This window comes from Vibrio phycocola, from assembly GCF_054404255.1.
The window spans coordinates 282,995-308,231 of record NZ_JBTAMQ010000002.1; the positions used below are offsets into that span (position 1 = coordinate 282,995).

General features: G+C 40.6%; 27 protein-coding genes. 10 read left to right on the forward strand and 17 right to left on the reverse strand.

From position 1 onward, the window contains the following. Nucleotides 1-30 precede the first annotated feature (30 nt). The 6 genes from ACXJY6_RS04895 to ACXJY6_RS04920 all read left to right on the forward strand — a co-directional run bounded on the left by ACXJY6_RS04895 (nucleotide 31) and on the right by ACXJY6_RS04920 (nucleotide 7,960). Nucleotides 31-525 (forward strand): TRAP transporter small permease, encoded by a 495-nt coding sequence (locus tag ACXJY6_RS04895; RefSeq protein WP_456051007.1) that lies wholly within the window; start codon nucleotides 31-33, stop codon nucleotides 523-525. Beyond that, a complete protein-coding gene (locus ACXJY6_RS04900; RefSeq protein WP_456051006.1) occupies nucleotides 522-1,835 on the forward strand; it encodes a TRAP transporter large permease in 1,314 nt (437 codons plus the stop codon). Before ACXJY6_RS04895 ends, ACXJY6_RS04900 begins: the two co-directional genes overlap by 4 nt. An 85-nt stretch (nucleotides 1,836-1,920) precedes the next feature. Next, nucleotides 1,921-3,402 carry a mannitol dehydrogenase family protein gene (locus ACXJY6_RS04905; protein ID WP_458767590.1) on the forward strand — a complete coding sequence of 494 codons (1,482 nt, stop codon included), beginning with the start codon at nucleotides 1,921-1,923 and terminating at the stop codon, nucleotides 3,400-3,402. Nucleotides 3,403-3,410: 8 nt separating this feature from the next. Continuing rightward, a complete protein-coding gene (locus tag ACXJY6_RS04910; RefSeq protein ID WP_458767591.1) occupies nucleotides 3,411-4,496 on the forward strand; it encodes a class I mannose-6-phosphate isomerase in 1,086 nt (361 codons plus the stop codon). A gap of 172 nt (nucleotides 4,497-4,668) precedes the next feature. Then, nucleotides 4,669-7,089: an EAL domain-containing protein gene (locus ACXJY6_RS04915; protein WP_458767592.1), complete on the forward strand. Its 2,421-nt coding sequence runs from the start codon at nucleotides 4,669-4,671 to the stop codon at nucleotides 7,087-7,089. 106 nt (nucleotides 7,090-7,195) lie between these two features. After that, a complete protein-coding gene (locus ACXJY6_RS04920) occupies nucleotides 7,196-7,960 on the forward strand; it encodes a hydratase (RefSeq protein ID WP_458767593.1) in 765 nt (254 codons plus the stop codon). Nucleotides 7,961-8,063: 103 nt separating this feature from the next. Here the strand turns inward: ACXJY6_RS04920 and ACXJY6_RS04925 are convergent, their stop codons facing one another. The 3 genes from ACXJY6_RS04925 to ACXJY6_RS04935 all read right to left on the reverse strand — a co-directional run bounded on the left by ACXJY6_RS04925 (nucleotide 8,064) and on the right by ACXJY6_RS04935 (nucleotide 9,813). Continuing rightward, on the reverse strand, nucleotides 8,064-8,519 hold the full coding sequence (locus ACXJY6_RS04925; RefSeq protein ID WP_458767594.1) for a DUF302 domain-containing protein: 456 nt from the start codon (nucleotides 8,517-8,519) through the stop codon (nucleotides 8,064-8,066). Nucleotides 8,520-8,756: 237 nt separating this feature from the next. Then, a complete protein-coding gene (locus tag ACXJY6_RS04930; protein ID WP_458767595.1) occupies nucleotides 8,757-9,344 on the reverse strand; it encodes an LURP-one-related family protein in 588 nt (195 codons plus the stop codon). A 121-nt stretch (nucleotides 9,345-9,465) separates the two neighbouring features. After that, a complete protein-coding gene (locus ACXJY6_RS04935) occupies nucleotides 9,466-9,813 on the reverse strand; it encodes a DUF3465 domain-containing protein (protein ID WP_458767701.1) in 348 nt (115 codons plus the stop codon). 403 nt (nucleotides 9,814-10,216) lie between these two features. On the opposite strand from ACXJY6_RS04935, the gene ppk2 reads away from it, so the two are divergent. Next, entirely contained in the window at nucleotides 10,217-11,029 is an 813-nt protein-coding gene (gene ppk2, locus ACXJY6_RS04940; protein WP_458767596.1) for a polyphosphate kinase 2, read from the forward strand. 82 nt (nucleotides 11,030-11,111) lie between these two features. On the opposite strand, the gene ACXJY6_RS04945 is transcribed toward ppk2, so the two are convergent. From ACXJY6_RS04945 to ACXJY6_RS04960, 4 genes are all read right to left on the reverse strand, one after another. Next, entirely contained in the window at nucleotides 11,112-11,669 is a 558-nt protein-coding gene (locus ACXJY6_RS04945) for a GNAT family N-acetyltransferase (protein ID WP_458767597.1), read from the reverse strand. Between the two features lie 52 nt (nucleotides 11,670-11,721). After that, nucleotides 11,722-12,951: a DUF711 family protein gene (locus ACXJY6_RS04950; RefSeq protein WP_458767598.1), complete on the reverse strand. Its 1,230-nt coding sequence runs from the start codon at nucleotides 12,949-12,951 to the stop codon at nucleotides 11,722-11,724. 50 nt (nucleotides 12,952-13,001) lie between these two features. Beyond that, nucleotides 13,002-13,490 (reverse strand): P-loop nucleotide/nucleoside kinase family protein, encoded by a 489-nt coding sequence (locus ACXJY6_RS04955; RefSeq protein ID WP_456050996.1) that lies wholly within the window; start codon nucleotides 13,488-13,490, stop codon nucleotides 13,002-13,004. Nucleotides 13,491-13,687: 197 nt separating this feature from the next. After that, nucleotides 13,688-14,302: a DsbA family protein gene (locus ACXJY6_RS04960; protein ID WP_458767599.1), complete on the reverse strand. Its 615-nt coding sequence runs from the start codon at nucleotides 14,300-14,302 to the stop codon at nucleotides 13,688-13,690. A 157-nt stretch (nucleotides 14,303-14,459) separates the two neighbouring features. On the opposite strand from ACXJY6_RS04960, the gene ACXJY6_RS04965 reads away from it, so the two are divergent. Continuing rightward, nucleotides 14,460-14,936 carry an LEA/WHy family protein gene (locus ACXJY6_RS04965; protein ID WP_458767600.1) on the forward strand — a complete coding sequence of 159 codons (477 nt, stop codon included), beginning with the start codon at nucleotides 14,460-14,462 and terminating at the stop codon, nucleotides 14,934-14,936. 66 nt (nucleotides 14,937-15,002) lie between these two features. Here the strand turns inward: ACXJY6_RS04965 and ACXJY6_RS04970 are convergent, their stop codons facing one another. The 8 genes from ACXJY6_RS04970 to glmS all read right to left on the reverse strand — a co-directional run bounded on the left by ACXJY6_RS04970 (nucleotide 15,003) and on the right by glmS (nucleotide 22,376). Further along, the gene (locus ACXJY6_RS04970) at nucleotides 15,003-16,346 is read right to left on the reverse strand and encodes an MATE family efflux transporter (RefSeq protein WP_456050993.1); all 1,344 of its coding nucleotides are present in this window, start codon (nucleotides 16,344-16,346) and stop codon (nucleotides 15,003-15,005) included. A 54-nt stretch (nucleotides 16,347-16,400) separates the two neighbouring features. Next, entirely contained in the window at nucleotides 16,401-16,715 is a 315-nt protein-coding gene (locus ACXJY6_RS04975) for a DUF6693 family protein (RefSeq protein WP_456050992.1), read from the reverse strand. Nucleotides 16,716-16,765: 50 nt separating this feature from the next. After that, nucleotides 16,766-17,161: an ACT domain-containing protein gene (locus ACXJY6_RS04980; protein WP_458767601.1), complete on the reverse strand. Its 396-nt coding sequence runs from the start codon at nucleotides 17,159-17,161 to the stop codon at nucleotides 16,766-16,768. 31 nt (nucleotides 17,162-17,192) lie between these two features. Further along, nucleotides 17,193-17,702, reverse strand: coding sequence for a DUF2301 domain-containing membrane protein (locus ACXJY6_RS04985; RefSeq protein ID WP_458767602.1), 510 nt, complete (start codon nucleotides 17,700-17,702; stop codon nucleotides 17,193-17,195). A 123-nt stretch (nucleotides 17,703-17,825) separates the two neighbouring features. After that, entirely contained in the window at nucleotides 17,826-19,397 is a 1,572-nt protein-coding gene (locus ACXJY6_RS04990) for an AMP-binding protein (protein ID WP_456050989.1), read from the reverse strand. Next, entirely contained in the window at nucleotides 19,388-20,599 is a 1,212-nt protein-coding gene (locus tag ACXJY6_RS04995; protein WP_458767603.1) for a glutamate mutase L, read from the reverse strand. Before ACXJY6_RS04995 ends, ACXJY6_RS04990 begins: the two co-directional genes overlap by 10 nt. After that, on the reverse strand, nucleotides 20,596-21,966 hold the full coding sequence (locus ACXJY6_RS05000) for a hypothetical protein (protein ID WP_458767604.1): 1,371 nt from the start codon (nucleotides 21,964-21,966) through the stop codon (nucleotides 20,596-20,598). Before ACXJY6_RS05000 ends, ACXJY6_RS04995 begins: the two co-directional genes overlap by 4 nt. Beyond that, a complete protein-coding gene (gene glmS / locus ACXJY6_RS05005; RefSeq protein ID WP_456050986.1) occupies nucleotides 21,966-22,376 on the reverse strand; it encodes a methylaspartate mutase subunit S in 411 nt (136 codons plus the stop codon). Before glmS ends, ACXJY6_RS05000 begins: the two co-directional genes overlap by 1 nt. A 152-nt stretch (nucleotides 22,377-22,528) precedes the next feature. Here glmS and ACXJY6_RS05010 point away from each other — a divergent pair, with 152 nt between their 5' ends. Further along, on the forward strand, nucleotides 22,529-23,008 hold the full coding sequence (locus tag ACXJY6_RS05010) for an RraA family protein (RefSeq protein WP_458767605.1): 480 nt from the start codon (nucleotides 22,529-22,531) through the stop codon (nucleotides 23,006-23,008). A gap of 107 nt (nucleotides 23,009-23,115) precedes the next feature. Here the strand turns inward: ACXJY6_RS05010 and ACXJY6_RS05015 are convergent, their stop codons facing one another. Next, complete coding sequence (locus ACXJY6_RS05015) at nucleotides 23,116-24,303, reverse strand: amino acid aminotransferase (RefSeq protein ID WP_456050984.1); 1,188 nt, start codon at nucleotides 24,301-24,303, stop codon at nucleotides 23,116-23,118. Nucleotides 24,304-24,648: 345 nt separating this feature from the next. Here ACXJY6_RS05015 and ACXJY6_RS05020 point away from each other — a divergent pair, with 345 nt between their 5' ends. Further along, nucleotides 24,649-24,831 carry a hypothetical protein gene (locus ACXJY6_RS05020; RefSeq protein WP_458767606.1) on the forward strand — a complete coding sequence of 61 codons (183 nt, stop codon included), beginning with the start codon at nucleotides 24,649-24,651 and terminating at the stop codon, nucleotides 24,829-24,831. Between the two features lie 8 nt (nucleotides 24,832-24,839). Here ACXJY6_RS05020 and ACXJY6_RS05025 read toward each other — a convergent pair whose 3' ends face one another. Continuing rightward, nucleotides 24,840-25,208: a VOC family protein gene (locus ACXJY6_RS05025; protein ID WP_458767607.1), complete on the reverse strand. Its 369-nt coding sequence runs from the start codon at nucleotides 25,206-25,208 to the stop codon at nucleotides 24,840-24,842. Between the last annotated feature and the right edge of the window lie 29 nt (nucleotides 25,209-25,237).

A 25,237-nucleotide genomic window follows, 5' to 3' on the forward strand; every position in this document is an offset into this window, starting at 1 on the left:
TGTTTACGAAATAGTTGTTCGAGGTTCAATATGATCAAGCGCCAGCTAACGTCGCTTTGCACTGTGCTAAAAGTCATCTTAGGTGTCTTAACCGGCGCACTTATTATTCCCGTCGCAATGCAGGTTCTCGCCCGATATACAGGAATTATTCCAGTGTATCTGTGGACTGAAGAACTCGCGACATTCATTTTCGTTTGGGTCGTAATGATAGGTTCCGTTTTAGCTGTTTGGGAAAATACCCACTTTGATGTTCAAGTTCTGCCTGACAGTAAAAACCCACTTATCTTGCTGATTCAAAAATCCATTGTATACGTTGCTGTGGGTGGATTTGGTTTCCTATTCTCTTGGTATGGCATTGATTACGCGAAATTTGGTTCTATCCAACATTCAGTAATGATGAATGCAAATCTACTGATAACCCACATTACCATTCCGCTCGCTGGACTGCTTTGGGGGGTATTCTCATTGTTAAACCTTGCCGAAGCATTTCAAGAATACAAAACGAATAAAAGGGCGACATCATGATTCTTTCTACTGGAATAGCCTGCGCTTTATTAGTTGGCAGCTTCCTACTTCTGGTTATATTACGTGTACCTGTTGCCTTTGCATTAGGTATTGCCACCCTACCTGTCGTTGCACTAGATATCAGGTTGACTCCTTTTATTATCATCGACCGAATGTTCCAATCTTATAATTCTTTCATTTTGCTCGCCGTTCCATTTTTCTTACTCGCGGCAAACCTGATGAATGCCGGTAAAATTACCGATAAACTTATCGATTTGGCTCGAGTATTAACAGGTTGGATGCCCGGTGGTTTAGGCCATGTTAACGTTGCCGTATCAATGCTATTTGCTGGTATATCGGGATCATCAACAGCCGACGCAGCTGGTTGCGGTAAAATCCTAATTCCAGCAATGATTAATGAAGGCTATGACCGTCGTTTTGCTATTGCGATTACCGCTTGTTCTGCCGTTATGGGCGTAATTATCCCTCCAAGTATCTTAATGATTGTTTGGGGTGGTGTGATGCAAGTATCTGTTGGTGCTCTATTTCTCGCTGGAGCAGTACCTGGGTTTATGATCGGCTTTGCTCTCATGGCAACCGTATATGGATACGCGAAAGTGTATAACTACCCGATTGCCATGAAACCAACTTGGAAATCGGCTTGTACCGCATTTAAAGGAGCAGCCGCTGCGATGTTAACGCCTGTCTTCGTTATATACGGTATCGTTGCAGGAATCGTTACTCCAACAGAAAGTGCCATTATTGCAGCAGGTTACTCGTTGTTCCTCGGTATGGTGATTTATAAAACAGTAACGCCACGCCAAGTCGGAACCATCCTTTATGACACCGGACGTTTTGCATCAATTTCACTGTTTGCAATCGGTACCGCTTCAGTATTTGGTTGGTTATTGGCGTACTACAACGTACCTCGCTTAATAATCACCTTTATGACGGATATGGAATTTGGAACAATCGGAACGTCGCTTGTTATTGCCTTCTTATTCTTATTCTTTGGCCTGTTTATTGATGCGATTCCAACCATCATTATCTTAGGTACCGTATTATTGCCGGTGGCGGCTCAAGCAGATATATCTCCAGTAGTCTTTGCAATTATCGGAATTATCTCTTTAGCATTTGGACTGGTGACCCCGCCATATGGTTTGTGCTTGCTCATATCAGCCTCGATAGGTGGAATGAACGTCGTTCAAGTAATGCGAGAAGTCATCACCATTCTCTTACCGATGCTGCTTATTTTACTGTTGATTATTATGTTCCCAGAGATTGCATTATGGCTTCCACAAAAGCTGATGCCAGGCGCTTTCCCTAAATAACAGCTTCACCCTAAAAGAGCGCTTTAATTAGCGCTCTTTTGGTTGTATCACTCATTTCTTAATTTACATCCAATAGGATACTAACGTGGCTAAAAACATATCGAATACCCCTTTGAACTCACATGTCATAAATCCAAGTTATGATCGTTCAAATCTTAAAACCCGCATTGTCCACATCGGCTTTGGTGCATTTCATCGCGCACACCAAGGTCTTTACACCAGTGAGATGATTGAGAAAACGGGGTCTGATTGGGGTATTTGTGAGATAAACTTATTTGGTGGCCAACTGATTAAACAGTTACGTGAACAGGACCATTTATATTCCGTACTTGAAAAGAACACCGACTCTAACGTATCTAAAATTAGTCGAGCTGTGATTGAATCCGTCCACCCGATTCATGATGGGAAACAGGCGGTGTTAGATAAATTAGCTGAACCGCAAGTCGCTATCGTATCAATGACCATAACCGAAAAAGGGTACTGCGCTGATCTCAGTACTGGGCATTTGGATTTTAATAATTCTCTTATCATTTCTGATTTAGCTAACCCACAAACCCCCTCATCTGCCATCGGATATATTGTTGAAGCATTGAGAATTCGCAAGGAATCAAACATTACCCCATTTACGGTCATGTCTTGCGATAACATCCAGGAAAATAGCCATGTCGCCAAGCAAGTAATTCTTGATTACGCAAACAAACTTGATACTAATCTCGGTAACTGGATAGAAAAAAATGTCACATTCCCTTGTACCATGGTCGACCGCATTGTTCCCGCCATTACTGAGGTAAGTCTTGTAGAACTTACCGAGAGCCTAGGCGTTGAAGATCCTTGTGGTATTGTATGTGAACCGTTCAGACAATGGGTTATCGAGGATAACTTTGTAAACGGCCGCCCAGAATGGGATGCTGTTGGTGCTATGTTTGTTGCCGATGTCATTCCTTTTGAAAACATGAAGCTTCGTATGCTCAATGGCAGCCACTCATTTTTAGCCTATCTTGGTTATCTTGCTGGATATCGCTATATCTATGAAACCATGGCTGATGAAGCCTTTCGTCAGGCGGCGTTTCAATTAATGAGTGTTGAACAAGCCAGCACATTATCGATGCCAGAAGGTACCGATTTGGCGGAATACGCGAACTTACTGATTTCACGATTCTCAAATGCAAGCGTGAAACATGAAACATGGCAAATTGCGACTGATGGCAGTCAGAAATTACCACAGCGTATGTGTGAATCTCTGCGTTTCCATATCGAAAATGGAACCTCTGTAACTTGGCTTATTCTTGGCATTGCTGGTTGGATGGTTTACGTTGGCGAAACCGATGAAAAAGGTGAGCAAATCATTGTCAATGACCCAATGCTTGAACAATTAAGAGACGCTTATAAAGGGGCTGAAACCGCTGAAGAAATCGTATTATCACTACTTCGCCTCAGCAATATTTTTGGCCAAGATTTAATCGAGAATAAAACGTTCGTTACCGAGCTTATTTCAGCCGTTAACGAGCTTAAAACAAATGGCGCGAAAGCACTAATTACCAAAACATTACAACTTCAATCTGAGTAACTAGGCTAATGAATTATACAAATAAACTTGTTCGATTTACCTCAAATCGCGTTTGGCGGACCTATACTGGGGGTAAAATCCTCGACCAATTAGAGCAAAAGTCAGTACCTGGTGATACTCACTTTCCTGAAGATTGGATTGGCTCGACCACTCAAGCGGTCAACCCAGATCGAGAACACATCGTTGAAGGTATTTCACATGCTGTGGTTGGCGATGAATCCATTCGTTTTGACGAACTCCTCAAATCTGACCCAAGCTACTTTCTAGGTGAAAAGCATAATAAAGCGTTTGACCTTAACCCTATGTTGTTGGTTAAGTTTCTCGATTCGTCGGTACGTTTACACTTCCAAGCTCACCCTACCGCGGAATTTGCGCGTGAATACCTAGACAGTAATCACGGTAAAGCTGAGGGGTATTATATTCTTGATATTCGCGAAGAAGTCACTAACCCCTATGTCTATGTTGGATTTCAACATCCGCCATCTCGAGAAGCGTTTAAAGAGATGATTGAAACGCAAAATATCGACGCAATGGAAGAGTGCTTCGAGAAAATAGCCGTAAAGCCAGGGGATTGTCTGTTTATTCCCGGTGGTTCACCTCATGCCATTGGTGAAGGTATTTTGATGGTTGAAATAATGGAGCCATCTGATTGGGCCGTTCGCTTTGAATTTACAAAAGCGGGTTATACGATGCCGGAAGAAGCTCGGTTTATGAGGCGTGGCCTAGATTTTTGTATGGATGTGTTTGATTTTGAAAAATTATCTGTAGAAGAGAGTGTTGAGAAGTTCTTTCAACAACCTTCGGTGAACCATCGTTATTCGGATCAATCATTCCAAGAAACCTTGATAGATGAAACCGTAACCGATAAGTTCCGTGTGAAAAAATCGACAATACAAGGTAGCGTTGAAAAATCTGAAAACGATTTTTACATCGGCATCGTGGTTGAAGGTGAATGCACAATCAAAATTGGTGAAGAAACGACTCAACTCACCAAATTTGACCGTTTCTTCTGCCCTGCTGGTATCGAATCAGTAACAATTACCTCTGAGTCAGGCGTGGAAATTTTGGAAAGCTACCCGCCAAAAACCGCATAACTCTGCATTTTTAACCATATAATATTCAAGTGCCATACTGAATGTTCAGTATGGCACTTTTATTAGTATTCTATGTAATATCAACAATATCGTATTAATTAGGAGAACTATCAACATGAGTCTCATTTATGAACTATAGTAGAAACAATGGATTAATTATTGAGAGAGACAGATGGTAGCTCGTCTAATCATATTCGCTTTATTCTGGTCTACTTTTTCATTCGCAAACTCAAGCATTCCAAATGTGCTTTTCCTGCATTCTTACGATGAACAAAATGGATGGGACCAAGGGATAAAACGTGGTTTTAACGAAATGTTAAACGCACATACCACAGTCAATGTTTACCACGAATACATGGATGCGAAACGATTTCCACACGTTGCTGAAAACGAAGATTTTTATCTCTATCTGACGAAGAAATACGAAAATAGAAAACTCACTGCAATGGTCATTGCCGATGATCCAGCAATGAGCTTATACCTGGATCATTCATCCAGTCAATTTCTGTCAATTCCAATATTTTTTATGGGCGTGGGTTATCCTGACCCTAGAATTTTTGCATTAAATCATGTTAAAGGTGTTCTTGAAAATAGAAACCTTGCACAAGCTATCATTGATATCAAATCTACCCTAAATCAAGACGAATTGATTGTTTTAAGTGACAGTACTTCGACTGGAATTGCATATCGAAAAGAACTGCTTGATGCCAAGCAGTCTCCCAATGCTCCTCAAACTCTGCATTTCCTCACTGATATGACGGCAAAAGAACTCACCGTTGCATTGAGAGAATTCTCAGACACAACGCCAATTCTTGTTGCAGGGCAACTACGAGATCCTATTACAGACGAATTGCTTCCATGGGAATTAGCCTATATCGAATTAGGTATGAAACCACATAAAAAGCCTTATTTCGCACTACTACCCAGTGCATTACGCCACGGTGCTTTCGCTGTATTTACTCTCGATCCTATCGATCACGGCGGGCAAGCAACCCAGTTATTAATCGATTACCTCAATGGAACAAAAATTGACCACATTCAATCAATTCTTAAAAGTCGTAATTCATGGGTATGGCATTTCGATCAACTTAAGCGGCGCAACCTCTCCCTAAGGGAATTACCTCAAGGTTCGAGTATCATAGGAAAAGAGAAACCTAAATATGAATTCAACCTAAGGGAAATCCTAGTTTATCTCGTTATCATGGCGTCATTTTTCATAATTATAGTTCTGTTACTGGTGATGATTAGAAACGGTAAGCGCTCAGAAGCCGCATTAACGGAAAAAGTCTCGTTAACAGAAAAGCTCGAATATGAAGCCAGCCACGATTATCTAACGGGTTTAGTCAACCGACGTACCTTCAACGCTCGCCTAAAGCGGTATGAAAAAAAACGTTTCTTATCTTTCCCAAATAGAAACATTTATATCGCATTTTTAGACTTAGATAATTTTAAAACAATTAATGATACTGCCGGACACATGGTAGGAGATAGCTTGCTTTCGGAGCTCTCCAAATTGATGTCACAACATTTATCCGAAATTGACGTTTTCGCAAGACTTGGCGGTGATGAATTTGGTTTGATTCTTCCTGATCGCACACTGCAAGAAATCGAACTCATCTGTACAGACATAATCTCGACGGTGAAAGATTACCGTCTGGTCTGGAATGATGCCAGCTATGGTGTTGGAATTAGTATTGGTGTTATTCGATGCGACGAAGGAGACTGCCAAGAAGTCCTTATGAGCCTTGCAGACATCGCCTGCTACAAAGCAAAGGACATGGGTAAGAATTGCACTTACTTTTCCAATTCGCGCGATAGAGGCATGCAGACCGAGCAGGTGCAAATGGGATATATCGCTGATATCACTGGAGCACTTGAAAATGAACAATTTTTCCTAGCCAAACAGCGTATTCTCCCACTTTCACCTACGAATAATGCACCACACTACGAAATACTTCTTCGCTACAATGATAAAGATGGAAATCCGGTGCCTCCGGGGCTCTTTATCCCTGTTGCTGAGAAACACGGCCTTATTACATTAATCGATAAGTGGGTCGTTCAAACGATTCTCAGCCAATATACTGAACTTTTCGCTGACGAGAACCCAATTGTTTCCATTAACCTTTCTGGCGTTAGTTTAAGTAACGCAAGCTTCCTTAGTGATGTGCTTGAAATGGTTGCTAATTCTGACGTAGATATGGGGAAAGTGTGCTTTGAAGTCACGGAAACTGCGGTTGTTTCTCATATTAACCGAGCAATTACGTTTATCGAAGAGCTTAAAAAAACAGGGTGTAAATTTGCCCTAGATGATTTCGGTAGCGGTTCATCATCATATGGATATTTAAAAACACTTCCGGTCGATTATCTAAAAATTGACGGCAGTCTTATTAAGTCCATTATCGATGAGCCGATCGATCAAACTATCGTTAACTCTATCAATGAAATTGCTCATGAGATGGGGATGGAAACAATCGCCGAATTTGTCGAGAATGATGAAATACTCTCAATTCTTCGCGATATAGGGATCGACTATGGTCAAGGTTATGGCATTCATAAACCACAAACTTGTATTAAATCAACGCCTCACATCTAGAGAAATCTACGATTGGAATACACAACCCACAACTCTCTATTCATCATCTATTAAGATTCTTTGAAATATTGTATTATTGAGCTATATACACTTAAGGTAATATAATATGACAATCAATTATCAAGCAGCAGCTGCTGAACTCCTTAGTCGACGAGTAGCTGGAACAAAAGCACCACGATTAACTGAAGAACTACGCCCAAGCAACACTGATGAAGCACTCGCTATTCAAGCTGCAATGGCAGAGACAATTGACGATTCTATTGGCGGTTGGAAATGCTTATTACCACTTGCAGAAGATAAGTTTATTGTCGCACCGATCTTCTCCTCACTCATTGAAAAAGGCGACACGTGTAATTTATTCGCAGACAATGGCGTCGTTCGAGTTGAACCTGAAATTGCTTTTATACTGTCAAAAGCATTACCCGCTAATCCTAATGGCTATACTGACGAAGAAATCAACGAAGCTATCGGCTCTTGCCACATGGCGCTGGAGTTAATTCAATCTCGCTTTGCCGACGATAGTGATGCTGAGTTTTATGAACGACTTGCTGATGGTCTAGTAAACCAAGGGGTATTCATTGGTCCTGAGATTAACCGTGAGAAAGCATTTGCTGCGGCAAACATCGACATCACTATTACCCAAGGTGAACAGGTTCAAACATTTGCTGGGAAACACCCTAACCCGCTTCCTCAGCTGCCAATTTATTGGTTGATCAATTTCATGACTCGTCGCGGTGTTGACTTCAAGGCTGGAGAAGCCCTGATTACTGGCTCATATTGTGGTATTGCCGAAGTTGAGTTTGACCAACTAACGACCATTGATTATGCAGGACTTGGCCAATATCAGGTTCAATTTAGCGCTAAGAAATAACCAGTTAATAAAAGGGAAGCACATGTTTCCCTTTTCACTCTCTAAACTTAGAACCCAAATACTATTTTTTCTAATAAAGCTTATTCTAATAAAGTGAGATACATTAATTTGTAGATGCAGCCTTAGCAAAGTTACCTAATGCTTTTTCAATGTTAGCCAACACTTTTTCACAGCCTTTGATGCCGTGCTTTTGTTCTAGGAAACGTGGATCATTATACGATATCCAAACCTTCTCACTTTCATCTTTCCAAATAAGCGCTTTCTGTGGAAGATCGATAGCAACACTCTGCTGACACTTCATCAAAGGACTGCCAGCTTTAGGGTTACCGAATATCAATAACTCAGTATCACGTAATTCAATGTCGACATCACTTGCACTTTGAGAGTGCTTAATGCGGTTAAATACCGTCATACCTTTCTCTTTTAAGATTCCTTCCAATCGATCAGTCGTCTCGACAACATCAAATGTACTTTCAACATTCACCATGCCTTCGACTGAAGCCGATGCAGGCATCGCAATCGGTAACAGAAGCAACGCAGAGAGGATTAACTTTTTCATTTTTTCTCCTTTGATCGGCTTTACACCCTTATTGTTGTAATTTTCGCTGATTTTCCTTTATCTATCATTACGATAAATGAAAGGCGAGCACACCTTTTGTAGAAATCAACGCAAAGGAATAGTACCTTAATGCGACTTCTTATCAAATAAACTGACTTATCCATTGACTCAAGGTCGCATTATTGATTCATTAACGATCACTAATTTACATTCTAACTGTCATAGAAGCGCATTTATCTATTCTTTTAATACCATGTCGATGCACATAACCGCAGCCAAGATTAGCTTTCTAATATCATCATTTTCTGGAACATCCTCTGAAATTTCGAGCATATAGTTATCAGCGCTGGTAAACATCTCTTTTCCCACCCCTGACCATTTTTTTGAAACATGAGCGTATTTTTTCCCTTCATGCTCGAAAGAGAAGTTCCAACCAGTCCAACTTCCGGCCAGCGTACAGATAACCTGTTCATTCTTATCATAGACATCAAATTTACCGCCAATCGAGAAGAACTTTTGAGCAAATCCACCAATCAAGTTATTGTCGTGATCTCTAACTTCAACTTTTGAAAGAAAAATCGACATCCCACGCTGTACACGTACCACTCTTTCATTGTCGGGTGTTCTGATTTGTACATCAAATGGCGTCATTCGCTTATAGTCGGTAAACCGCGCCAGCTTCGTTATGAACCCTAATGTCGGTTCACGACATTCCATAATTATTTCACCCGTTTCAGGATCATAAATATCAAAGTTATTTGCCGCTTTAAATATGCCAACATGCTCTTTTACTAGAAACAAATTTCTATTCGTCACATTATTCATCGAAAACCTAATATCGCCTTCGGCGAAAAAATTCAGTCATTTAGGTGATCACAATACCAAGCTCACCAACCTAAGTGTGTTAGAGGTTACACAATCAATCTATTGCATTGATCTATCTAAATTACTCGTAGGTTTTCCCATTATGTCGGAGCCAACCACCTTCATGTTTACCCCTTGGGTCATGATGGGTCCAGTGAACAACGCCACCTTTATCATTCCACTCATATTCACCTGCGAACTCCAGCTGATCGCCCTGTTTAAGTGCATCAATTCTTGGTGCTAGATCGATATTATGAGCAAACAAAAGCTGCCTTCCAGATGCCAGCTTTAAAATGAACTTTTGGTGACGGCTGCCTTTTAAATCGTCGGCTAATAGTTTAACAACAGTACCGACACCACTAACTTGAACATCACTTTGCTGATTCTTGAACGCGCTCTCAATAAGCTGATCTGAACTCGATGCATCTATTTTAACCTGAGCACTATTCGCCGACTTATTTTGACTTTTACCAGAGCCAAAATTCTCTTGATAATAGGTAATGGCACTTAAGATACAGATGATGACGATTAATAGTTTTCTTTTCATTTTTTCCTCTTGCGCCACTCAAGGCAAAGGTTAGTGCGAATCAGCGTTCTAACGCCCAGCCACATCAAAATTTTGAGCTGTTAGAATGACATAGTTGGCACTTCCATTACCATAATTTCACGCGGTCTCATTTATCGCGTTTCATATATGACACAAATATAAAGTGACGAACCAATTCAACCAATAGAAACCCTTATCGGTCATTCCCCCTATAGCAGATTGCCGCTAATATAGGTTATCAGTTTATTCATTCGGCCAATTTCTATTCGCTCACTTGGAGAATTCAATGGGAAAAAACAAAAATAGCGCAACGGACACTGTCTCAAGAAGAATGAAGAATAAAGAATATGAGCCGGAGCTTCGAATACTTCATGGTGAGCTGGTTAAGTTGCAACAGTGGGTTGTTGAGAAAGGGCTAAAAATTTGTGTCGTCTTTGAAGGCCGAGATGGTGCTGGGAAAGGGGGATCAATAAAAGCAATTACAGAGCGTGTCAGTCCACGTGTCTTTCGTGTCGTTGCCCTACCTGCTCCCACTGACAAAGAAAAATCCCAGTTATATATGCAACGCTATATTCAACATTTCCCATCGGCCGGTGAAATCGTGATTTTCGACCGCAGTTGGTATAACCGAGCTGGCGTTGAACGTGTAATGAATTTTTGTACCGAAGAAGAAACTGACCGCTTCTTAGACGTTGTTCCCACCATCGAAAAAATGATGGTCGATGCTGGCATTATATTAATAAAATATTGGCTTGAGGTTGACCCCGAAGAGCAAGCCCGCCGCTTAAATGACCGCATAGATGATCCGAGAAAGATTTGGAAGTTGTCACCAATGGACATGAAATCTTTTGACCGCTGGGATGATTACACCAAGGCTCGAGACGAAATGTTTGCTCGCTCTGATGTACCTTGGGCGCCTTGGTACGTTGTCGACTCAAATGACAAAAAGCGTGCGCGGTTGAATATTATTAGTCACCTACTCGATCATATTGACTATAAGAAAATTGATACTGATAAAGTCAAACTACCTAAGCGAGAAGTGAACCAAACCTACACGCCTGCAGATTATCCATTCAAGGTGATTCCAAAGATTTTTTAACTTGGAAGTGGTTTAAGATAGAGCTTTTCTTTGGCAATTAACGGCAATTCGTATTGATAACCAATGCGAATTGCCGAATTTTTTACTGACTCGTTTCACATGCCAATTTGTAATAGTGATTATTATTAAACTCAAAGTGCTTAATCACATTCAGCGGGGTTTTCTTGGTGTGAGCCTCGTATGACCTTGGGTTGATCTTATTGATGAAGGTTACCATGATCGGATAACGCTTCGACATCTCTGCCAAAGAGAAATGGAAAACTTTCTCAAACACGCCAGAGCCTCTTACACTTTTATCAACACACACTGGTCCGTATTGATACGAGTTGTCTTCAGTGATGACGTGTTCCGAATGAGTAGAATCGTCTAAGTTCGCGATCATGTATTGAAACATCGGCCATTGAGACCAAAAACTCCACGATGCTGCCATGGCATACGCGACGACTTTATTGTCTGCAACAGCGATAAATAGACCTCTTTCATTCTCTATCAAATTGGTTAGGTGCTCTTTCGTAAATGCCGTGGTAATAAACCCATCCGATTTATCTTCTTCACTGATCGAATCCACTTGATAGCGATAGTGAAGCTCCAACACATCGTCGATATGCGCCTTTGTTGCAATTTTTAGTTCAATGTTCATCTCAATTCCAATCTACGTTAATTCGTTTGTCTGATTTTTCTAAGCTTTACGATCAGGGCACGGCAAGCACCGTACAATTGCACAGATCATCACTTTCAAATTCGGTGATATCCCCCGCTTCCAATCCTGGAACTGGAAATAAACGAACCGTAAGCGGCTTGTTTAAGCGATAAGCCATCGTCCCGGTATCTCTCATTAATGCGGCAATTTTGTTATGCGGCGTATTTCCTGGTATCGGCACTGTATCGAGTCCGATGCCGCACACTGCGCTATAAGCCAGCAATGAGCGAATATCGAAATCGGCATTATTACTCCCTTTCGCAAGCCCTGTGTCTTCCGTCAAGGCCAGCATCAGCCCAGAGAATCCCACCAAATCAACCCCTTGAATCGACTTAAATACCTTGGTTAACAATGAAGAAGCTTCTACTGTCCCAGACGCGCCAAAATATTCGACACCTAACTGAGTGTAGATATCGGCCATACTTGAGCAGTACTTCGATGGTGCTGCTGAGCTGTCAAAACCCGCAAATGAATACGGTTTTTCAAACGAGGCGCTTTGAATCAATTGATGAACTTCGCCGATGTGAAATTGCAAAGCTTCACTCATCACATCAAAATAGCCTTTGAACTGACTGTTATGATCTTGTACTTGATGAGCAAGATTGTACGTTTTAAGCACGTTGACCAACAGATCTGGTGTTTCTAGCCCAATAACAAATTTATTACCGAGCCCTGAGTGATGATAACTCGCGGGAAAATAAGGAATCAGAGGCTGACAATTAAAGTTAACCGTGAAATTAAAATTACCTTCTCCTCTTGGAGTTATTTCACTGATTCGTTGCATTGCACTAACAGAGTGTTGAATCAGGCGGTTGTCTAGCACACCAAATTCATCTAGACCAACATTGACGCAAACATTACATAAATCCCCGAATTCGCGAACTAATTCTGGCAATAATTCAAGTTCATGCTCTGTTCTCGCCTCTCCAATTGCAAAACGAATTCTAAGTTTGGAGTCATTAGAGGCATTAAGTATGTCGCTTAGATACGTCAAATCACTTTGTGCCGTTTCAAGCGATGTGGTATCGAGGTACTCTCCGAATGGATTGGTCACAATCCTGATAGACTGAACCTCATATCCAGCATGGTGAAATTGTTCAGCCAAGTTTAAACAAAATAAAGAAGCTTCATTTATTTGAGCATCCCATTGTTCTTTGCGTTTGTTCAATGAAATAAAGGTAGTAATAGTCCGTACTTTGCACAGTTTTTTATCTGTATACATTGCCGCTTAACGTCCTGATAAATTGAAGATTTAAATAGGGAAGCTCTGAGTTAAAGTTTGAAAATTCGATCGCACTCGCTTGCATCGGGCTCTTCAAAAAATTCATCGAAAAAGGCCACATCTTTCTCTTCAATTTTAAACGAGTGTTGGTCACTGCCCTGATTTCTCTTTTGATTTCTCTCGAGACGAATATCTAAAGGGATATCAAAATAATATTGGCGTACCTCAATACCTAACTCTTTATAAAAATCAGAAATGTCTTGGCGAGTTGAACACTCCCAAAAGCCCCAATCTAAATACACATCTACCCCGTTTTTGACCAAGGTTGTCGCTAAACGTTGTTGGTAATCTCGGCAACCTGAATACGTACTGTCGATCTGGTCACGGGTGGGTTGAGGACCGAATAGATCAAGGTGCATTTCATCAATAGAAAGAAAAACTGCGCCCTCTTCGCGCTCCATTTTTCGAGCAAATGTGGTTTTGCCACAAGCCACTTTCCCAATTAAAAGTACGACTTTTCCAAAAGACTGACTCGACATAATAAAACCCAGACTGTGTCGTTAGATGAATTGAATACGGAAATTCACATGTAATATTTCACGAATTCTACTTATTCACTAAGGTGCTTAACGTGATGGGTTCACTATAATTAGGCGGCAGTAACTATGTCAATCAAATCGCTTTGAACTAGTTCAATTATCGGATTGACATAGCTAGGAGTTACATTGGAAGAAAGTTATGCAATGCTTCGGATCGCATCGACGGTTGCTTGCGGATTTTGATAATCGACAGGTATATTATAAATCTTCTCTGAAGACTCCATGCAAACAGATGGGAATCCATTACCACCCAACATACGAGAAAAATTAATCTCTTCCAATAATGCTTGATGCACTTGTGGCGAAGTGAAGTCTTCTTTGAATTTTGTTGTATCCAAGCCGATATTTTCAGCCAAGCCAATGAGAATATCGTTATCACTTGGATTCTGCGCATGTAGATAGTAAGCATGTTGAATGGCTTCTAGCATTTGCTTTTCAGCACCCTGCATACGAGCAGCTAACGTTGCGCGACAAGAAGGATACGTCGAACGACGAGGTGTGTTCTTTTCCCAAAATTCGTAGTTAAACTCTGTCCCTAGAAAATTCTCGATCTTCTTCCAATAAGACGCAATTTGCCGCTGCATTTCTTCAGGCATTGGCTCATCGGTATCTGGAGCCAACCCACCGAGAACGTAAATCACTTGCACGTCATTTCCGAGCTTGCGTTCAATCTCATTCCATACAGGTTTATAGCCCCAACACCATGAGCACATTGGATCATAGATATAATAAATTTTCTTCGACGGTAACATATTCTCATCCTTTAGTTATTACATTCAAACAGTAACAAAAATTTGCTGAAAAAATTAGCTTTTCTTTATCCAGACAACCAAAGAGTGCGTTAATCGATGAATATGTTTATTATAAACCTTGAATTCAATCGTAATATTTACTGTCTAAGGTGAACAAATGTTTGTATGGAAATCACTGGTAATTGCCACAATTGTCTTACTCAGCGGATGTACCAACGTATTGAAACTACAAGATTTGGAGGTCGATCTAATCAACATAGAGCCAGTAAGTATGACCGGGCTCTCTCCTCGTTTTGCGATAGAATTATCGGTATTAAACCCCAATGCCCAAGATTTTGAGATTAACGGGGTGAACATGCAGCTTAACATTGCCAATCAGAAAATTTTTACGGGTGTATCTAATCAGATACCACAACTAATAGCGTATAGCGAAACGCCCGTTACCATCGAGGCAAACGTGAACTTGGTTGAAACCTATAAGCTGTTTGCTTACCTAAGCCAGCATATGAATGATGATATTAAATATCTACTTACAACGACTATCGATCCCAAAGGGTTTGTCAGTTTTAATGTCAATAATGAAGGCATTTTAAATGAAGAGTTGATTCAAGATCTTATGGGTAAAAAACAATAGAGAGTCGATATCATCGCCATCCGCCGATACAACTTTCGGCGGATTATTTAAATCCAACCCAACCCATCACACCAAACTGCGCTTCCACTTTCCTCCGTGCATACGTATATGAAACGGTACACCTTTAATTAACTCTTCCAGTAACATCAATCCAAATACCCAAACTGCACTCAAATCCCAATACAGAACAAATAATGCTGACAATGGGACAATGATAAACCATTGCGTAAGCGCATGTATTTTGAATACATGCTTGGCATCGCCACCTGCACGTAACACATTACCACAAAACGTATTTGATGCTCGGATATAAGGCAAAGCGACAAGAATAGGCATAAACAACCACAATGTCTCCAATGTCTCTGACTGCAGTTCTGGGTACATTAATTCAAAGAGATAAAACATACTCAAATAGGCAATGGACATCACGATGCTAATATAGAACGATACCGTCCACGCTTTACTAATAAATCGGTCGAGAATATCCCAAGATTTATTACCCAGCAATTGGCCAACAATAATACTGGTTGCTTGTGCCCACGCTGTTGATAAGTGCCCCGCCACCTTTATCCAAGGTGCAATAAGTGTTAACGCGGCAAATTGGTTCACACCAAGCTTTGCATAGATCAGCATACAAAGACTACTGGCCAAAACGCCACTTATGAACGTTCCCGCGATCGGAGTTGTATATTTCAAATGGTATTTGATGTCAGCAAAGGTTAATTGTTCAGAATTGACCTCATTACTACCGCCATCCTGAGGCTGATTTCTAAGATAGAACAGAGTAAGAAACAGCGTCCGACACGATACTGCCACCACGGTGCCTAGTGCGGCACCGGTCAATCCCATTTCTGGGAACCCTAAGAAGCCATATATCAGAACAAGACTCGTAATCACATTGACCGGTAACTCAACAATGTTCGCGTAAAATGGAATTCGACTATTTCCGATTGCGTTGAAATACACCGTGATGTTTTGACATAGCGCCACTCCAATAGTGACCACCGAGAATACCCTCAGGTAGTCATACGCCATATCAGCCATCGCATCCGTATCGGCAATCGAGTGAATCAATGGCTCAGCTAGTGTAAAAATAAACGCTATACCCATAGCAGAGATAATACCGTTTACCATTCGGCCAGAACGGAATCCACGACTAACAGCCAATGATTTACGTGCGCCAAATGCTTGAGCTAATATCAGTTGACTACCATTCGAAAACGCAAACAGAAGCCCTAATATGATACCGCCAATACTCGCGGCAAGCCCCATCGCCGATAAGGCTTCTTCACCCAACGGTGTTACCATGACCGTATCAATCACCAATATCAATTGAAGTAAAATTGCATTCATGGCAATTGGCCAAGCCAATGTAAACACTTTCTTTGTGCCGGGTTGCGCGTGAGTCATTTAGGTTTCTCTAAGGGTAAAGATAGGAAGACAAGCTAAAGGTCGTAACTTGATTTAATTCGATTCAGTATTATTTAACGCATAATTCCATACCTTATAAAAATAAAAGGCATACCCTAAACCTAGGGTGAGAATGGAAATGATCATCCACAAAATAATATGACCAATATTACCAAACATATTAATGTTACAGGTCATCTTTGTTGCTCTGCCCTGATCATCAACAAACTCTGAACGGTTTAAAATAAACTTCGAGAATGAATACGGATAAAAGAACAGCGCGATTCCGGCGGTTATCACCGTTAATATAAACCAAATAATTAAATGTCCTAAAATATCTAGCGTACCAACATCCGCTCTGATTTTCATACTAACTCCTAGTTAAACAATTGAATTATATTAATATTACAACTTCTGATTTATTCGTTAAATTCTTTCAATGCCGCCAGAGCCAATGTCGCATCAGCCACCGGCACAAAGATGTGGTCGTGATAATACGCCGCTATCACATTTGCGCTTATCCCGTTCGACGCAAGCTTGGTTGCAACAGCGGCGGTAAGCCCTACCGCTTCTAAACTCGAATGAACCGTTAATGTAAGTTGGCGAAATGCGCCTTCAAAAGATAATTTCGCCTTTTCAGCTTCTGACTTTTCAAGAACTAACGTTAATCCTTCTGATTCAATAAAAGTCGCGATAGGGTTCAACCCTACACATTCGCTTAATTTTTTATCTACCGTACAAAACACAAATTCCTGATCCAATAGCTTCGGACTCATTGTTTGCAGCAGTTGATCTAAATCGGTAATACCTGACATCTTCAAACCTCTTAAAGTATTCGATAAGTCGTTATATCTCGTAACGAGTCTTATCACCCATATCAAAGTGTAACGGCATGCGCCATTTTGCGATGGTGACAATCAAAAATAACAATCCCGACAGCGATGCACTAACCTTGGCAACCAATTCCCAATCACACGCAATCCCAAACCAAAGTAAGGCGACTAGAATCGGTTGTAAACGTAGCCCTGGGATTTGAAAACAAAAATACTCTTTGTAGCACAAGCCACCTAAGGTAATAAAAATCCCACCAAGTCCAAACATTGGTGCGCCAAGAATAAAACAAACAAGCCCGACCCAAGTCGCGAACTGCAACAATAGGCGAAAATTTTTCATATAAATGTGTAACGAAGAAGCACACATTGCACCACATAGAAACAGCAATGGCTCAGCGGGAATAGGAAGCTGCCAACCTAACGCAATAACCATAGGTCCTACTAAAGTGAAACCCAATCGATATATAACGATCGTTGTATAGTCAAGCCAGTCCATTGGCGATTTAATGTGGGGATCTGCCATGTCACACTCCTAATATGATCGAATGAAAATGCCAAAGGTAGGCAATCAACAAAAAAGACCAAATACTCACTTTTCTAGTGAAATATTTGGTCTCTTTAAAGAGCGCTCATCAATGGCGTAATACTAACCTGCTGATAGTTCTTTCTTTAAAGCATCTTTATTAACGCTAAGCTTGTCACTCTGCATTAATGGCAGCGAGCGCTTATAGATAACACGGGCAGGAATCATATACGATGCGAGGTGTTTTTTAAGCTCAAATAAAATTTCTTTATCACTGATTTCACTCGCCGCAGAATAAACTAACACGATCTCTTCTTCTATCTGCTCATTGCTGACACCAAATACCGCACATTGGGTAATCTGAGGTAAGTTTTTCGCCACAACAGATTCAACCTCTACAGGAGAGACACGGAAACCTCGGGTCTTGATCATGTCATCATGACGGCAGACAAAGTACAGGTAACCTTCTTCATCTTTGTAGACATAGTCACCGGTTGCCACAACCAATTCGTCGGTCAGTTGGCCTTCAATATTAATAACATCTTTTAATATTTGAACCGATTTGAAACGCTCTGCACTTTGTTCTGGCGCATTCCAATAACCACGATAAATATAGCCACCACGATGAATCAGTTCCCCTACTTCTCTTGGTTGGCACTCTTTACCCTCTTCATTCACCACATATAACTCAACATCAGGAATCGCTTTACCGATAGAGTCAGGGCGAATTTGAATTTGAGAAGGATCGAGATAGGTAGAACGAAATGCTTCGGTCAAACCATGCATCGAAAAGAAGTTCGCTTGCGTGAATGTACGTTTGCAGTAATTAATCATCTTCGCTGAAACATTGCCGCCGGAAGACGTAATTATGCGCAAGTTATCGAACAAATCAGCACTCGGAGTGCGATTTAAATCTTCATCAAATATCTCTGAAATGTGCACTGGCATCAACGCCAAAACCGTCACTTTGTCATCGATAAGATGATTGAAGAAGTCCGTAGGTAAAATAAAGCGATGCAAGGCTAGCGTCGCTTTCTTGAACAATGCACAAAATATCTGATTCAAGCCATAGTCGAGGTTGAAGATCAGCAATCCTGAAATAACGTCATCTTCCTGTAGACCCAAATATTGCGACACAACAGCTGCTGAATCAGTCAAGTTGCGGTGAGAAATCACGATACCTTTCGGTTTGCCTGTTAAACCAAATGAATAGGTGATGACTGCATTATCGTAACTGTTTACCTGACACTGATAAGGCTTGTTGTAATACTTATAAATCTCTTCGAAACAAGGTATGTCTTGCTCGACGGGTTCATAAGCAATGACATGACCTTCGAAATTAATCTCAACCAGATTTTCTAACTTAAGCTTATCGGTAATCACACACTGAATATCGCAATCTTTAATGATGTACTCAACTTGCTCAGGTACGAGCATTTTAGTGAGCGGGACTAGAATGCAATCGGTCGATAAGATAGCGAGCGTTGCCACAACTTGTTCCAAGCACTTATCTGAGTAAATACCGATTCTTGCCCCACTAGGGAGATTCAATTCACTCAAATAGAAAGCGACTTGATTAACTCGAGTGAGTAACTCACTATATGTCATGCTTTTTTCATTAAGAACTAAGGCGTTTTTGTCACCATGACTCTTTGCCGCATCTTCAAGCAGTGCTCGTACCGTATTTATCGACATATGTTTTTCTCCTTCGCTCCAAGAGTCCAAATATCGTAATTACTATCAAGAATTGCAGTTGGCTTATGATCGGAATTCAAAATCTTCTTATAGAAAAACACAATAATGTCTTCCACTTCAGCAACCGACAGCACTTTCGTAATCCCGCCTGTAAACACTATCGAATTTATCGATTGCAGTTTGAGATTAATGTAGGCTTTACGATAATAAGACATCTTGCATAGCACCAAAAAGATCGCTAACTGCATCAGAATCTTGTTGGTTCGTTCGTCATTCTCGTTAAAAACGTTTTCCGTCACTTTCAGATGCATCAATAACTCGTAAACAAACTCGTTATTTTTTGCCGCAAAGATCAGAGATTGGCGAGATTTATACACACCCAGCTTCTTAAATACCAAACGATCGAACTCATTTTCCGTTACGATATTTTCATCAACCAAGTCTTTGGAGTAATGCACATCCGTCGTTGCTCCACCAATATCAAGCAGAATAAATGGGTTTGCGACGCTAAACTTACTGTCGATTAATGGCAATGCCTGATTAACGATATAAGGGGTCGAGAAAATTTGGTTAGCGGTTTTCTCGTATAAATCCTTGATGTCCTCTTTACCTTCAATATCTTGCTGATAAAGGTTGGTCAGGTAAGTCTTCAAGTACTCTTCTACAATATGTAGACGCTCATCGATAACATTAGGAAGTATTTCGATATTTTTAATGTTTGCTTGAATAGACGGCACGTCCTTCTCAGTACCAACGTACACAATATTCGAATAGTTCAACTGCTCAACGTAGTTGTACAAGCTTTCATCAAAAATATTACTGTGTGAGTCAATGCCACCAACAATGATCACAACATCAATCAAGTCACTCGGAATGGAATACTCTTCAATATTCTGCAGCAACACGGTATCGATGATATTGATACCAGAGTTAAATGCGATATTAGTGGCATATTTTAAAGAAAACGAATTTGTGACACCAATGATTAAGGTACTTAACCCACCGTTAGCAGACGAACAAATATGCACATCCTCTTTGGCAAAACGATCGATTGTTGCGCCACACTTATACATTAAGTCATCTAAAATCGACTTATTAAAGTTTCGAAAATGCTGTTCGATCTTTTCCGGTGAACTCACCTTGAAATACGTGCTTCCTACATCGATAAACAGTTTTTCGCGGTTCTCGGGTTTATTACTCATTGCATAATTCCTATATCGTGAACGATGTCATTGACGATACTGGTGGTATCTTTGGTTAAATCACATTGGGCTTTTTCATACGCATAACAACGGTCTGGGATCGGCACATTGCCACGATCAATAATACGAATGTTCTTCTGCGCATCACGGATAGTAATCATATTATTGTGATTAATAATATGTGGTGAGAATGGCACATCAACCGTTCCGTTCTTAATGGAGTTAAACACCTTTCGCCATAATGTATCCGCAGGATCATTAAATACCGCTTCCATAATGGCTTTAACTTCTAGCGTTAGAATCTCTTCTTCTTCTGGATCTACATAAGAAGGTAAACCGTGAAGCATCCCTAATGTGTATTGAGTGTTTGCTACCGTTTTAGCGTTCGCTTCCTTAGTTGGAATGCCTGACGCTTCTTCACGCGTCTTAGTAATAATTTTATCTGCGCCAACCATTGCAGCAATAACCGTAGAGGTATTAATTAACTGCTCTGCGAAATTTTTATTGGTTGGGAATGCCCCCATCCACTGGTGATAAACTAAGTGAATCGCTGCATCACCACAGTTAATCTGTTCTGCGTAGTATCGAGCAAGTTTTTTCAGCACTTCGGCAGTCACGATGTCTTGCATCATAGACCCTTGCTGAGCAAACGATACCGAGAACGACTTAACACCTTCTTGTAGTGACAACATCATTTCCAGCAACTGAATAACAATGGTAATCGACGGTGGAACCAAGGTAGCCGTTAGTGGACCAAATGATTCACGGTTAATCGGCTCATTAAGCTCTGAATAGTTCGCACAAATACGCTCAACATATTTCCAATAAAGGAACGCTTTATCCAGTGGGAAATTTTTAGAATAAGGCAATAGATAGGTGATCGGACCGCCTTCAATATCAAAGATACCTGACGCTAACGCTGTTTCAATCAACAAACGTGCATCTGGTGTACCGTGACGTAAACTCACTGGCCTGTTGAAATGTGTCACCATTTTTCGGGTGGTACGATAGCCATGATTGATCAATGGATACCCGTTAAGCATATCAACGTCGTTTTCTTCACTAAGGCGCAGCATCTTGCTTGCGGTTGCGTAATCATTCAAACGAGTATTTGAATCGACAGTCAGTGGCAACACATCCACATTTGAATTCACAAAGAATTCGCTCAATTCAAATTGCTTTTTATACGTCGGAAAGCCACCACGCGGCTGAACCAGCATTTTGTTTTTCGCTTTGGTTTTAAAATGGTGCGAGATAAACAGATCTTTACTGGCACCAGTAATGAATTCCTTCACTTCTGCAAAATCAAAAGAATCTACAAATTCGTTACTAAGAATGATTTCTCGTTCTTCCTGCAAAAGACTCATTATTTATTTCTCTCTTCAATCAAATCTTCTAACATATCAATCCCTGTGTTTAAGTCGATTTGATGACACACGATATCAAATCCATAATTTTTATAGCGCGGGACAATATCTTCAGCATTGCCCGTACCCACCACAAGGTTGCCTCCGATCATCATGATCAGATCGTCTATATTTTTGTATTTCGATTTGATCGCTTTGACTTCGCGACCCCAACCTTCCGCTTCACCATTGAGGGAAGAAATCAACAATACTTCGGCGCCCGTTTCTACTGCGGCATCAAAAAACTCTTCCAAATACGTATTTACACCAAGGTTAAACACTTCATAACCTCGAGCTCGTAACGAAAGATCAATCAATCGATTGGCTACTACGTGAATGTCGTTACCCACGACGCCTGTTACTACCTTCATCGCTCTACGTGCCCTTTACGTTTATATGGTTAATTTATATGTGTTAATATTACCAATATTCTTGACCGAGCAACAGTCGATACTCGCTTGCTTAGGGCATATATCATAAATAAATCATTCTCGGCGAACCTAACTTAGAAAAGGAAACAGTGATGACATTTTTTACCGCGGACATCTGTGATGAGAACAGTGAAAGTACTTTTGTTGTTGAAGGCAACTATAAAAATTATGGCGGAATCGACAAATGCCAAGGCGAAATTGTCACCATCAAATTGGATAAAAATAATTCTGGTCTTATTTCTTTATTGCGGGATGAAGATGGCACCGGAAAGGTCGTAGTAGTTGATGTCGACAAAGAGTACTACGCCGTAGTGGGTGAGAATCTCATGAAGTTCGCGCACAACAATAACTACGCGGGGATCGTGATTAATGGTTACGTTCGTGACACCTTTCAAATCAAAGATATCCCTGTCGCCCTTTATGCTCTCGGCACTTGTTCTCGAAAGTCCATTCCCGTAACTGATTGCGAAAGAAGTATCACGCTTTCATTTGGTGGCGTCGATTTTAATCAAGGAGAGTACTTATATGCTGATACTGACGGCATTATCGTTACCGCCAGTAAAATCGTGTAATTCACCCTCTAGCGCCAAGTTCAAACTTAAGTGTAAGTAACCCATAAAAAAGCCCCACCATCAATGATGGTGGGGCTTTCACTATATGGAGTTAAAGCAAAATACTGTTAAAGTACTTTCGCAATAGATTGTGCAAGATAATCAACATTGCTTGGAGAAATACCTGCAATCGAGATACGACTCGAACCTACAATATAAATGCTCGATTCTGTTTGCAGTCTCTGAACTTGATCTTTATCGATACCAAGGAAAGAGAACATCCCATTCTGACGAGTGATAAAGCTGAAGTCTTGAGTCACACCGTTCTCAACCAGTTTATCGACTAACAGCTCACGCATTCCGTTAATACGATTGCGCATTTCAGCTAATTCGAAATGCCATTGCTGTGTCAATTCGCTTGAATTCAATACCGTTTCAACAATTGCTGCACCATGTGCAGGAGGCATAGAATAATTCACTCTTACAATTGCAGGTAAAATTGAACCAACAATTTCGCTCTCAATTGCAGATGCACTAATTACAGAACAAGCACCAATACGCTCACGATACAAACCAAAGTTTTTAGAACATGAACCACAGATAATCATGCGATCAACAACATCCGCCATCAGGCGTAAGCCATAAGCATCTTCTTCTAACCCTGTACCGAAACCTTGATAAGCCATATCCAATACTGGAGTAAAGCCAATATCTTTTGTAAGAGCAGCAACTTGTAACCACTGTTCATTGTTTAAATCCATGCCACTTGGGTTGTGGCAGCATGCGTGAAATAATACCGCATCTTCTTTAGGAATCTGCTTCAACGCTTCAATCATGCCTTCAAAATCAAGACATTTATTTTCATAATCATAATATGGGTAGGTTTTTACCTTAAGGCCAGCTGCGGTAAATACACCTGTATGATTTGCCCAAGTCGGGTTACTTACCCAAATCGTCGCGCCCGGTTGACAGCTATTGATGAACTCACCCGCAGTGCGAAGTGCGCCAGTTCCACCTGGAGTAGAAAGAGTACGAATACGATTTTCATTAATAACGCGATGTTCACCTAACATTAACTCGGTGATTTTCTCATTAAACAATCCAGAGCCCATCGAGTTGATATATTTTTTGGTACTTTCGTTATCAACGCGGAACTGTTCCGCCTCTTTAACACAAGTTAAAACAGGTGTATTACCCGCTTCATCTTTATAGATTCCGGCACCTAAATCGATTTTTTTCGGATTAGTGTCGGTGGCAAATTTAACGGAAAGTCCTAAAATTGGGTCAGCGGGACGGGGCTTTAATTGTGAAAACATAACGATTGATAACCTTTTACGTAGTAACGAAACAGAATGAACAGTACCAAACTAGACATAGAACATAGCAATACTACTCAATGCCTACTTTTATAACGATAGAATATACATGAATTAACGAATTAATGCCGTGATATCAACATTATTTCCACTATTTTCAATCTAACAAAAACAACAAACGGCGAGCATTCGTCTTCCTTGCTATTTCAATTTTTACTCAGCTCAGAGAGCACCGTCTCACTTTTTAGACTAGGGTTAATTAACGTTTTTCAACATAGAGCATTCCATAGCTCTCAATTATACTTTCTATTCTTAAGTCTAAGATTATTACCTGAGATAGCTGGAATGAATAGAAAGATCGCATTGCCTTATATCACTGATACTGTTCTCGTTGAAGGTGTGTATCATGCTGAACGTCGTTTTCGCACAGAACGAAGAACTAAAAAATCGTCTCGTGTTCTTTATGAACGTCGCTCAAAAGCCGATCCTCGTTTAAAAAGCGTTCGTTCTATTAGCCATTACGTTTAATATCGGTATTAGTCTGCCCGTTCTTGAGATTCCGACCATACAGCAAATTCATTGCCACTTGGCTCATTAAAATGGAAACGACAACCTCCCGGAAACTCAAAAATAGGGCGAGTTATCTTCCCTCCATGTTCGATAACCTTACTCAATGTCATCTCGATATTTGAGCTATAAAAAACAAGCAGCGCACCACCAACATCCGTTTGATTACAAACTTCCGCCTTAAAAAAACCGCCATCTAATCCTTGATTTGAAAATGCTGTGTATTCTGTACCGTAGTCCACAAACTCCCAACTAAATACGGACGAAAAGAACCGTTTCGTCGCTTCAATATTACGAGCAGGAAATTCAACATAATTCAATTTTTCATGCTGATTCATTTTACTCTCCTTTCCGAGTAATCAGAGTT

Coding starts and splice junctions, on each gene's coding strand:
- ACXJY6_RS04930 (WP_458767595.1), bottom strand. CDS start 9,344: ATGAATAATGTGACGAATAGAAATTTGTTTCTAGTAAAAGAGCATGTT.
- ACXJY6_RS05000 (WP_458767604.1), bottom strand. CDS start 21,966: ATGAGTCTTTTGCAGGAAGAACGAGAAATCATTCTTAGTAACGAATTT.
- ACXJY6_RS04960 (WP_458767599.1), bottom strand. CDS start 14,302: ATGTTACCGTCGAAGAAAATTTATTATATCTATGATCCAATGTGCTCA.
- ACXJY6_RS04900 (WP_456051006.1), top strand. CDS start 522: ATGATTCTTTCTACTGGAATAGCCTGCGCTTTATTAGTTGGCAGCTTC.
- ACXJY6_RS04915 (WP_458767592.1), top strand. CDS start 4,669: ATGGTAGCTCGTCTAATCATATTCGCTTTATTCTGGTCTACTTTTTCA.
- ACXJY6_RS04990 (WP_456050989.1), bottom strand. CDS start 19,397: ATGTCGATAAATACGGTACGAGCACTGCTTGAAGATGCGGCAAAGAGT.
- ACXJY6_RS04945 (WP_458767597.1), bottom strand. CDS start 11,669: ATGAACATTGAACTAAAAATTGCAACAAAGGCGCATATCGACGATGTG.
- ACXJY6_RS05020 (WP_458767606.1), top strand. CDS start 24,649: ATGAATAGAAAGATCGCATTGCCTTATATCACTGATACTGTTCTCGTT.
- ACXJY6_RS04925 (WP_458767594.1), bottom strand. CDS start 8,519: ATGAAAAAGTTAATCCTCTCTGCGTTGCTTCTGTTACCGATTGCGATG.
- ACXJY6_RS04950 (WP_458767598.1), bottom strand. CDS start 12,951: ATGTATACAGATAAAAAACTGTGCAAAGTACGGACTATTACTACCTTT.
- ACXJY6_RS04970 (WP_456050993.1), bottom strand. CDS start 16,346: ATGACTCACGCGCAACCCGGCACAAAGAAAGTGTTTACATTGGCTTGG.
- ACXJY6_RS04955 (WP_456050996.1), bottom strand. CDS start 13,490: ATGTCGAGTCAGTCTTTTGGAAAAGTCGTACTTTTAATTGGGAAAGTG.
- ACXJY6_RS04965 (WP_458767600.1), top strand. CDS start 14,460: ATGTTTGTATGGAAATCACTGGTAATTGCCACAATTGTCTTACTCAGC.
- ACXJY6_RS05015 (WP_456050984.1), bottom strand. CDS start 24,303: ATGTTTTCACAATTAAAGCCCCGTCCCGCTGACCCAATTTTAGGACTT.
- ACXJY6_RS05025 (WP_458767607.1), bottom strand. CDS start 25,208: ATGAATCAGCATGAAAAATTGAATTATGTTGAATTTCCTGCTCGTAAT.
- ACXJY6_RS05010 (WP_458767605.1), top strand. CDS start 22,529: ATGACATTTTTTACCGCGGACATCTGTGATGAGAACAGTGAAAGTACT.
- ACXJY6_RS04980 (WP_458767601.1), bottom strand. CDS start 17,161: ATGTCAGGTATTACCGATTTAGATCAACTGCTGCAAACAATGAGTCCG.
- ACXJY6_RS04895 (WP_456051007.1), top strand. CDS start 31: ATGATCAAGCGCCAGCTAACGTCGCTTTGCACTGTGCTAAAAGTCATC.
- ACXJY6_RS04995 (WP_458767603.1), bottom strand. CDS start 20,599: ATGAGTAATAAACCCGAGAACCGCGAAAAACTGTTTATCGATGTAGGA.
- ACXJY6_RS04910 (WP_458767591.1), top strand. CDS start 3,411: ATGAATTATACAAATAAACTTGTTCGATTTACCTCAAATCGCGTTTGG.
- ACXJY6_RS04985 (WP_458767602.1), bottom strand. CDS start 17,702: ATGGCAGATCCCCACATTAAATCGCCAATGGACTGGCTTGACTATACA.
- ACXJY6_RS04975 (WP_456050992.1), bottom strand. CDS start 16,715: ATGAAAATCAGAGCGGATGTTGGTACGCTAGATATTTTAGGACATTTA.
- ACXJY6_RS04920 (WP_458767593.1), top strand. CDS start 7,196: ATGACAATCAATTATCAAGCAGCAGCTGCTGAACTCCTTAGTCGACGA.
- ppk2 (WP_458767596.1), top strand. CDS start 10,217: ATGGGAAAAAACAAAAATAGCGCAACGGACACTGTCTCAAGAAGAATG.
- glmS (WP_456050986.1), bottom strand. CDS start 22,376: ATGAAGGTAGTAACAGGCGTCGTGGGTAACGACATTCACGTAGTAGCC.